We start from the raw sequence: 3499 nt of genomic DNA, 5'->3' as shown, positions 1-3499 counted from the left end.
GGGATTGCCATGAAGAAACAGGATCGGCTCTCCTGAACCTTGATCGACATAGTGTATTTTAAAGCCATCGACTTCGATAAAGTTGGACTCGAAAGGAAAATCCGCAGAAATACTTGGTGTTGTTTCCATTTTTTCACTCTTGACTGAAATCGATAAAAAACGCTGAAAGTGTCCAGTTTTTGGACAATTATGAATTCCGCCCAGCAGATGCTCCGCCGTCGAGCGCCCATACTGCACCAGTTACCCACGATGTTTGCTCCGATAGCAAGAAACAAATTGCATTGGCGACATCAACAGGTTGCCCGATGCGTCCGATAGGGTGGAAAGTGTTGAAACCTTGAAGGACTTCATGAACTTCGCTCGGATTGATAAATGATTCATACACTGGTGTCTCGACGACAGCAGGAGCTACAGCATTCACGCGGATGTTGTAGGGAGCCAATTCAATAGCAAGATGCCGCGTCAGTCCGTGTAAACCAGCTTTCGCCATTGCATAGGCTGCACCTGGAGTTGCCGCAGTAGCCACATTAGCCCACATTGAACCAACGTTGACGATCGCTCCTTTACCACGAACTTTCATGTTCTTGGCAACTTGTTGAGTCAAAAAGAACGTGCCGCGATTGATTTCGAGATAGCTGTCGTAGTCAATCTCTTGACAATCTAAAAAAGGCTTTGGAGAAAATATGCCAGCGGCATTAACCAGATACTCAATATCTGGCATCTGCTCTGCGATTCGAGCAATAAGCTTGGCGACATCCTGTTTATTGGTAATATCTGTCTGTAGGAATTCGACATTCCCATAATAATCTGCCAACTCTTGCGCCGTCTTGTTGAGTTTGTCAATTTTTCGTCCTACAATGATCACTTCAGCTTGACTTTTTAGAAGAGCCTCGGCGACGGCTTTACCAATGCCACTGCTACCTCCCACAATCAATGCCAACTTACCCCTAAATTCAAATTTATCTTTCATGGATTGTCTCCTGAATTTTCTAAGGTTATCAAGTAGATTAGCTGGGTGAAGAAATTATTTTTTTTCTCAAACCAGCTTTTGTCTGTCTTTTTTCGGTTAATTGTTAACCTGGCAACTGTCCAAAACGCACCAAGCCCTAAGAGCGTCAAGGGAGAAGAGTGTTCGGGGACGGACGTAGAATTGGCACTCCGAAATGTCAAACCCCCTAGCGATACTGTGTATTTATTCACCTCATCATAGGTAACGGTATAGGTTGTGGGATAATAGCCATCCTTGGCATACATGAACCCCGCTGGCTGGGGAACGGGAGATGTAAAGCTACTGTTCGGTTGTGCTGCCAAATCTTCAAAAAAATCAACGGTGATCAAAAGATCGATAAAAGTCATCTTTCCCTCATTAAAACCGAAGAATAAGGAGGCAAGAGGATTGGGTTCTGCGGGGTTAAAAAAAGCCGTTCCAGCGCCCGATACAGCATAAAACTGACTTCCAGGCGGAACTTGTTCAAAACCGACAGGAACAGCCCTGGGATCTGGTTTCTGAACTGCTTTATTCAGTTCTTCTCCTGCACATTCAAAAAATCCCACGGGATGTGGGCAGATAGTGCTGTGTCGCTCAGCAAAGGTGGACAGGTAAAAAGAAAAGTCAATGTGCTGATCTCGGTAACCAGGTTGCTCCTCTGGTGTATGACCATCATTGAAATAGAGGAGTTCTAAATCTCCGAAGGGGGTTGCTGAAGCTTGAGGCGGCAAGAGTGGGTTATAAAGACGTGTGGGATAGGGAAAGGTAGAAGGGTTGCCGTTAGCAGGATTGGGTAAGCTAGACAGAGTTTCTTGGGAGAAAGTTGTGCCGATATTGGTGGGTTCTCCACGCTCATTAAAGGTGACAAAGGAGCGAAACGTTCCATTTCCCAGAGGTAATGGTTCTCCGTAAAAGACAGAGCCTGAATCTAACGGATTGTTTGCTGAAGCTGAAAAAGGTGGGTGTGAATGAGGAGGGACTGAAGGAGAACCACTCCCATGGGCAGATGCTGCTTCTATTCCTAAAGAGACAGGGGCAAGAACTACTCCCATAACAGCCACTAATAATTTGATGGTCTTCATCAGTGAAAGCTCCTAAAGCTAAATAGTTGGACTTAGTCGATTTATGATTTTCCTTGATATATCTGGGTTTCAGCGATTTTGGGCTTGGTCGAAGTAAATCCCAAGCGGGGATTGGAGTTGAGGCTTTTCTCGATTTGTTTTTTGTCTAAGTCCCAATAGATTCAGAATCCCATTTCGAGGCAGTACCAAAAGCATTAACCTCATCAGCTCATTTAGGTTTTTGCTGGCGAATTTTGAGCTTAGTTACCACCCCCAAAGCGCCGAAAGCTAATAAAGATAAAGCAGGAGAGGATTCAGGAACGGAAGTAGAGTTGGCACTCCGAAATGTCAATCCTCCTAGGGACATCGTATATTGCTCACTGTTCGGGTTATAGGTAAGGGTATAGGTAGTAGGATAGAATCCAGACTCAGGATAGATACCGCCGGCTGGCTGTTTAATTGGTCTAGTAAAGCTGCCGCCATTGGGTTGTTCCCCAAACTCCTCGATAAAACCATTGCCAATGGGAACGTCGATATAACTCAGTTTCCCCTCATTAAACCCGTAGAAAACTGTTTGGGTGAAAGGATCTAAGGTCTCTGAGGGATCGAAATAAGCGGTTCCAGCACGCTGTAACCCATAAAAAGTAACAAAGGGCGGAACTTGAATAAAATCCGTCGGAATAGCCCCAGGTGGCGGCGGTTCTAGTACCTTTGCCAGTTCTTCTCCAGTACAAACAAAGGGACTTACCGGATTATTTAGGTCTGGATGGGGACAGATTAAGTCTCGTTGCTCGTTGGTGATGAAGAAATAAGTAAAGTCTATATGGGGGTGCATCAGGTCAGCAATATTAGAGAGTGCTGGATCGTGACCGTGACTCCAATAAATCAGCTCAACGTGTTTAAAAGCTGTAGCTGGAGCATTGGCAGGCAAGGGAGGAAAAAGACGCAGTGACGCAGTGGGAAAAACCGGTAATTCGGGTAAACCAGTTAGAGCCACTTTGTCAAAGATATAGCCAATTTCTGAGGGATATCCTTGGTCATCGGTTTTGACATAGGTGCGAACCATTCCATTCCCCAAAGAGAGTGGATTTCCGTAAAATACGCTGCCTGATGCTAGTGGATCGACGAAAGGTGGCGCTGGTGGCAGTGGTTCATGTAAACCTCCATGGGCTTGTACCGGGTGCAAGTTTAAGAGGAAACTCGAAAACACTGCTCCAGTGGCTATGATTGCCTTAGTTACTCTAGTTGTCATCGTTGTCACCATTATTCTACTTGTCAGATTAACTTGGCTCAATTGAATTCACAACCTAAGTTTAGGAACTTAAGCAGTTTTTTAGGCGTTGTCAGACAGAAAGATGAATCAAGCAGAAACGCAGGGAATAGGAACATCCTTAAACTTGAGGTAATGAATAAGAAGCCGAATTGAGTGCTCTAACATTTCGACAGATTT

General features: G+C 45.0%; 3 protein-coding genes. All 3 read right to left on the bottom strand.

From position 1 onward, the window contains the following. Window positions 1–187: 187 nt before the first annotated feature. A complete protein-coding gene (locus tag EWV84_RS13300) occupies window positions 188–970 on the bottom strand; it encodes an SDR family NAD(P)-dependent oxidoreductase (protein WP_287078359.1) in 783 nt (260 codons plus the stop codon). Continuing rightward, window positions 967–2070, bottom strand: coding sequence for a hypothetical protein (locus EWV84_RS13295; protein ID WP_287078358.1), 1104 nt, complete (start codon window positions 2068–2070; stop codon window positions 967–969). Before EWV84_RS13295 ends, EWV84_RS13300 begins: the two co-directional genes overlap by 4 nt. Window positions 2071–2278: 208 nt before the next feature. Further along, window positions 2279–3115, bottom strand: coding sequence for a DUF5602 domain-containing protein (locus tag EWV84_RS13290; protein ID WP_287078357.1), 837 nt, complete (start codon window positions 3113–3115; stop codon window positions 2279–2281). Window positions 3116–3499: the final 384 nt, after the last annotated feature.

This window comes from Microcystis sp. M_QC_C_20170808_M3Col (assembly GCF_007095505.1).
Taxonomy (GTDB): Bacteria; Cyanobacteriota; Cyanobacteriia; order Cyanobacteriales; family Microcystaceae; genus Microcystis.
Note: the sequence above shows the minus strand (reverse complement) of the source record. Positions and strands in the feature narration are given on the sequence as shown.

Bases quoted from the DNA above. Each gene is read 5' to 3' on its own strand.
- EWV84_RS13300 (WP_287078359.1), bottom strand. From the start codon at position 970: ATGAAAGATAAATTTGAATTTAGGGGTAAGTTGGCATTGATTGTGGGA.
- EWV84_RS13295 (WP_287078358.1), bottom strand. From the start codon at position 2,070: ATGAAGACCATCAAATTATTAGTGGCTGTTATGGGAGTAGTTCTTGCC.
- EWV84_RS13290 (WP_287078357.1), bottom strand. From the start codon at position 3,115: ATGGTTCGCACCTATGTCAAAACCGATGACCAAGGATATCCCTCAGAA.